This is a genomic window from Microcoleus sp. Pol14D4, assembly GCF_036701245.1.
Lineage (GTDB): Bacteria > Cyanobacteriota > Cyanobacteriia > Cyanobacteriales > Microcoleaceae > Microcoleus.
Genome location: NZ_JAUBQM010000154.1, coordinates 1 through 5,350 on the forward strand (window position 1 = coordinate 1; position 5,350 = coordinate 5,350).

Genomic DNA, 5,350 nt, shown 5'->3' on the forward strand with positions numbered 1-5,350 from the left:
GATTTTAAAGTCCCAAAAGCCTTTCGATCCTAATTATTTGACTGCTACCCCTTGACAGGTCAAGACAGTATCTACAGTGACTGCACAAAATTGGTCAACTGAGTTCGGCAATGAGCCGAGAATTGATTTCGCTGCTAATTTTGTACTCGCACTGCTGTTGCAGCGGACACTCGCCGCAGCGGGGGTTTCTTGCAGTGCAAACTGCCGCCCCAAAGTCCAGCATTCCTAAATTCCACGGCCCGACTTGCTGTTTGGGAGCGACTCGTTCTGCGGCTTCCCAAAGTTCGGGCGATCGCGATTTTACCTTACCGCCGTCAATCCCAAAAAAACGCTGCAAAATCCGAGCAACATTCGTATCCAGCACCGCTTTTGGCTGTCCGAAAGCATTAGCGCAAACCGATCGCGCAATGTACTTCCCAACTCCCGGAAGTTCCAGCAACTGAGCTTCCGTGCGGGGAACATTTCCCTGATAATTTTCTAGGATAACCAGCACCGATTCCCGCAGCTTTTGCGCCCGAAAAAAAAGACCCAAAGGCTGCAACAAACTAGCAACTTCCTCCGCAGGCGCGACCGCTAGATCGGAGAGAGTCGGATACCGATCGACAAATTCTTGATAAATCGGAGCCACTGTAGCGGCAGTAGTTTTTTGCAGCAGGAACTCAGCCACTAAAATCGCGTAGGGGTCGCAGGTACGCCGCCAAGGAAAATCACGGAAATTCTGCTCGGCCCAAGCTTTCAGCCGGCGGCGGAACCACCGGACTTTCGCTGCATTCAAAGGCTTTGACCCAGGCTCGCAATCAGAATCAAAAACAACGGCATTTATTGCAGGCATTTGATTGGTACTTTGAGAAACTGTCAATTTTATATTTATATAATAGCAGATTTAAATAATGTGTAAACTTCTCTTTTTCTGCTTTTTTTCTCTCAACCTCAATAGCGTTCTCTGCGTTTAGTAAAAAAATATTATTAACCACCAGCCCGACCCGGAAACCGAGAAAAGATTGGGATTTCAAATATTTAAAAAATGTAAAATTTTGTATAGCAAACAACCGAAATTATAGAAAATAGACGATAGTTGATATTCAAGAGATTTTAAGCGTCCGCAAAAACAAATTTTAATCAGGTAATAAAATGGTAGTAGCAGCACCTGTTCAATCCGGCAGTCAGTCGATTTTTAAAACTCGCTACGACAACTTTATCGGCGGCAAGTGGGTGCCACCGGTGAAAGGCAAATACTCGGAAAACCTGTCTCCAATTACAGGAAAATCAATTTGTCAAATCCCCCGATCGAGCGCCGAAGATGTAGAATTGGCACTAGATGCCGCCCACGCCGCGAAAGACAAGTGGGGCAAAACTTCCCCAGCAGACAGGGCGCGGGTTTTGCACAAAATAGCCGATCGCATCGAAGAAAATCTCGATCGCCTCGCCATCGCCGAAACCTGGGACAACGGCAAACCAATTCGCGAAACCACATTCGCAGACATACCGCTGGCGATCGACCATTTCCGCTACTTTGCAAGCTGCATCCGAGCTCAAGAAGGGTCGATCGGCGAACTCGACGGAACCACCGTCGCCTACCACTTCCACGAACCCCTAGGCGTCATCGGACAAATCATCCCCTGGAACTTCCCGATATTAATGGCGGCCTGGAAACTCGCCCCAGCCCTCGCCGCCGGAAACTGCGTCGTCCTCAAACCAGCAGGCCCCACCCCCGCCTCAATCTTGGTACTGATGGAAATCATCGCCGACTTAGTACCAGACGGCGCAATCAACGTGATTAACGGGCCAGGCGCCGAAATAGGTAAAACCCTCGCCACCAGTCCCCGGATTGCCAAAGTCGCCTTCACCGGCGAAACCACCACCGGCAGGCTAATCATGCAATACGCCTCCCAAAATGTCATCCCCGTCACTCTAGAACTAGGCGGCAAATCCCCCAATATTTTCTTTGAAGATATCTGCGCCCAAGACGACGAATTCCTCGACAAAGCAGTCGAAGGATTAGTCATGTTTGCCTTCAACCAAGGCGAAGTGTGCACCTGTCCCTCCCGCGCCTTAATTCAGGAGTCAATCTACGATCGATTCATGGAAAGGGCGATCGATCGCATCCGTCAAATCAAACAAGACAACCCCTTAGATCCGACAACCGCCCTCGGCGCGCAAGTCTCCATCAACCAGATGGAAAAAATCGCCGAATACGTCAAAATCGGTCACGCCGAAGGCGCAGAATGCCTGATTGGTGGCGAAAGAAACATCTTATCCGGCGACTTGCAAGACGGCTATTATTTCCAGCCAACAGTCTTCAAAGGAAACAACAAAATGCGAATTTTCCAAGAAGAAATCTTCGGTCCAGTATTAGCAGTCACCACCTTCAAAGACGAAGCAGAAGCATTAGAAATTGCCAACGATACTCTCTACGGTTTAGGTGCAGGAGTTTGGACTCGCGACATCAACACCGCCTACCGCATGGGCCGCGCCGTTCAAGCCGGCCGCGTGTGGACAAACTGCTATCACCTATATCCGGCCCACGCAGCATTCGGCGGCTACAAATCATCTGGTATCGGCCGCGAAAATCACAAAATGATGTTAGATCACTACCAGCAAACTAAGAATTTGTTGGTAAGTTACAGCCCCAAAGCTTTAGGTTTTTTCTAAGGTTTTAGTCATTGGGAAGGAAAAAGGAAGAAGGACAAACTTCAATGATTCGCGAACTCCTTCTTTCTCTCTTTCCTCTCCTTCTCTGCGCCCTCTGCGCCCTCTGCGGTTCATAAAAAAAATCTCATTCAAAAACGAAATAAAATTGCTACACAAAGAGACTACAATGGAAACGATCGCAAAAGTCACCGCAACAGAAGCCGCTTTAAAATTAATCAACCATCTCAAAACTCAGCACGGAGAATTGATGTTTCACCAATCCGGTGGCTGCTGCGACGGTAGTAGTCCCATGTGCTATCCCAACGGGGAATTGATAATCGGTGATGGTGACGTATTACTCGGCGAAATAGGCGGTTGTCCGTTTTATATTGCAGCGCAGCAATACAAAAATTGGCAGCACACGCAGTTAATTATAGATGTGGCATCGGGACCCGGAGGCAGCGATTTTTCCCTGGAAGGGCCGGATGGAGAACGTTTTATTACTCGTTCTCGCTTGTTTGTCAATGCTGATTAACTCCGCGTTGCATAATCAAGGGATGATATGGCGAAAAATCAGCATGAAATGCCCCTAAAGCAAATCCAATAGACGCCGGACAGTGCGTAAAGTTTTTTAACTAGGATATATTGTTATTTTGGATGCAATCTAGAGTCTTCTATCTCAAAAGTTGAAAAAACGGATGAACGCTATAATTATTGGTTGTGGCTATGTTGGAAGTGCAGTTGCCCAGCATTGGCGGAACCTGGGTCACGTAATCACTGCAACGACGACAACGCAAGAACGGATTGGGGAGTTACAGAAGGTTGCTAACCAGGTCATCGTCCTGAAGCGCTGCGATGAAGAGACATTACAGACGATCCTGCAAAATCAAGATGTGGTCTTCCTGAGTCTCGCCCCTACAGCAAACCAACAAGTAGATTCCGATATGTACGAGGAGACATACCTGCATACGGCCAACAACCTTGCTCTTGCCTTGAAGCATTTTCCCAACATAAAACAACTCATATATACCAGTAGTTCTGGGGTGTATGGCAATAGTAATGGAGCCTGGGTTAGTGAACTTTCACCGGTGGCACCCGCTGACAGACATGCAGAGATTTTACATGAGACAGAGCAAGTTTTGCTGTCAGCATCCAGCCCTGATTTGAAAGTATGTATCTTTCGCCTTGCAGCCATTTATGGACCCGATCGCGAGTTCAAGAAACGGTTAAGTAAGCTTGCAGGCACAACTCGCCCAGGCACAGGCAATAATTTCACGAACTGGATTCATCTGGACGACATTGTATCAGCAAGTGAGTTGGCGCTCGCGCGTCAATTAGAAGGAGTTTATAACCTAGTGAGTGATGTTCCAATTACTGCTCGTGAATTGTTTAAACAACTGTGCGATCGCTACGAATTACCTGAAGTGCAATGGGATGGGTCAGATACAACAGAGCGATCGAATAATCGGCGCATATCGAATCAGAAGCTCAAAGCAGAAGGATACCAGCTCATTCATCCAGAAGTGGAAATTTGAGGCTGTTAAATGGCGAATACATCAGCCTTTTGATCCGGTTGTCCGTAGATTAAAGTACAGCTTCGCTGTGTATCATTGGTATCTGGGATCCAACTCATGGAGGCAGAATAGGGAGTCTTGAATCGATCGCTCGAAAGAACAACCTCTATTGCATCGGGAAATTGGATTTGTAGAAAATCGCCTTGTATTTCACTCGGTTGAGGAGGAACTGGCAGTTGAGCCATCTCATCCAATGAAACATACAGCAATTTCCAGGTTTATGGAGTACGGTTGCAAGGGTTTGTCAACCATTTTGGTAAGTGTTTGGGATTAAGGTGTACTCTATTTGCGTGGAATATGCTGTAAGTCCCGCCTTCCGTTTGAGCAGGAAGCTTGAGGGCGTTGACTCGATCGATCCTACACTGAGTTTGTTCAGACCACCAAGGTTTCCCTACCTCTTCCTTGCTCTCTCTAAACAATGAACACAGGTTAGGCTGAGGGCTATTTGCCGTAGATTGGTATATCGCCGCCGCACTTGTTCTTTTTCCTGATGCCACGAGGTAATGCTCAAAATAGAAGCTTGAACCCGTTCGATCCGGCCCAACCATTGTGTCAGAAGAATGGGGATTAAAAAGCAGATAAGCCTCTGGAGCAAACGGATGGATAATCAGCGGATTACCCAAGGTCAAAACCCATTGTTTCTGCATTACTGTTTCTGTCATCCGACTCCTGAAGTCGGTGGAATGGGTGACTGTTTGCCGATCGTCAGAAGGAATTAAGCTCCTTACAGAATCCAGAATATCGAGAACCTGCCCTGTGGCATCATATCTAACCAATACCCCTTGCCAACGTGCTCCGTGATGAGCGATAAAATTTTCCCATTGCTGTTGAGCAGTTAAAGGTACTTTGGCGGTGATGGACAATCTGTTCTCTGACACTGGCGTATCCCTTTTTTCCCTATAGGTTGTCAATAATTTAGTTTCGCGGATTCAACCTGCTCATTTATTCTACTCTAGACTGAGCCAGGATTATTTGGAACTGAGACTGCTATCATCCACTTCGACGTTTGTTTAGCTGCAACTGACAAACCCTGTCCTGCGCCGATAATACCTATACTGCTTTGGGATGCAGGGTAAGAGCATCTCAATCAGTCTTGACAAAAGGACTTGAGAAGAAGCATCATGTATTCATCATTCATTGCAGCC

The 5,350-nt window shown here is 47.2% G+C and carries 5 protein-coding genes; 3 read left to right on the plus strand and 2 right to left on the minus strand.

Features of this window, described 5'->3' with window-relative positions:
- Positions 1 to 94: 94 nt before the first annotated feature.
- Positions 95 to 832, minus strand: a complete 738-nt coding sequence (locus QUA33_RS27400) for an A/G-specific adenine glycosylase (protein WP_333152832.1) — start codon at positions 830 to 832, stop codon at positions 95 to 97.
- A gap of 299 nt (positions 833 to 1,131) precedes the next feature.
- Here QUA33_RS27400 and exaC point away from each other — a divergent pair, with 299 nt between their 5' ends.
- From exaC to QUA33_RS27415, 3 genes are all read left to right on the plus strand, one after another.
- Positions 1,132 to 2,652, plus strand: coding sequence for an acetaldehyde dehydrogenase ExaC (gene exaC, locus QUA33_RS27405; protein WP_333152834.1), 1,521 nt, complete (start codon positions 1,132 to 1,134; stop codon positions 2,650 to 2,652).
- A gap of 166 nt (positions 2,653 to 2,818) precedes the next feature.
- Entirely contained in the window at positions 2,819 to 3,166 is a 348-nt protein-coding gene (locus QUA33_RS27410) for a DUF779 domain-containing protein (protein WP_333152837.1), read from the plus strand.
- 163 nt (positions 3,167 to 3,329) lie between these two features.
- A complete protein-coding gene (locus QUA33_RS27415) occupies positions 3,330 to 4,166 on the plus strand; it encodes an SDR family oxidoreductase (protein WP_333152839.1) in 837 nt (278 codons plus the stop codon).
- A 257-nt stretch (positions 4,167 to 4,423) separates the two neighbouring features.
- Here the strand turns inward: QUA33_RS27415 and QUA33_RS27420 are convergent, their stop codons facing one another.
- A complete protein-coding gene (locus QUA33_RS27420) occupies positions 4,424 to 5,083 on the minus strand; it encodes a DUF3598 family protein (RefSeq protein WP_333152841.1) in 660 nt (219 codons plus the stop codon).
- Positions 5,084 to 5,350: the final 267 nt, after the last annotated feature.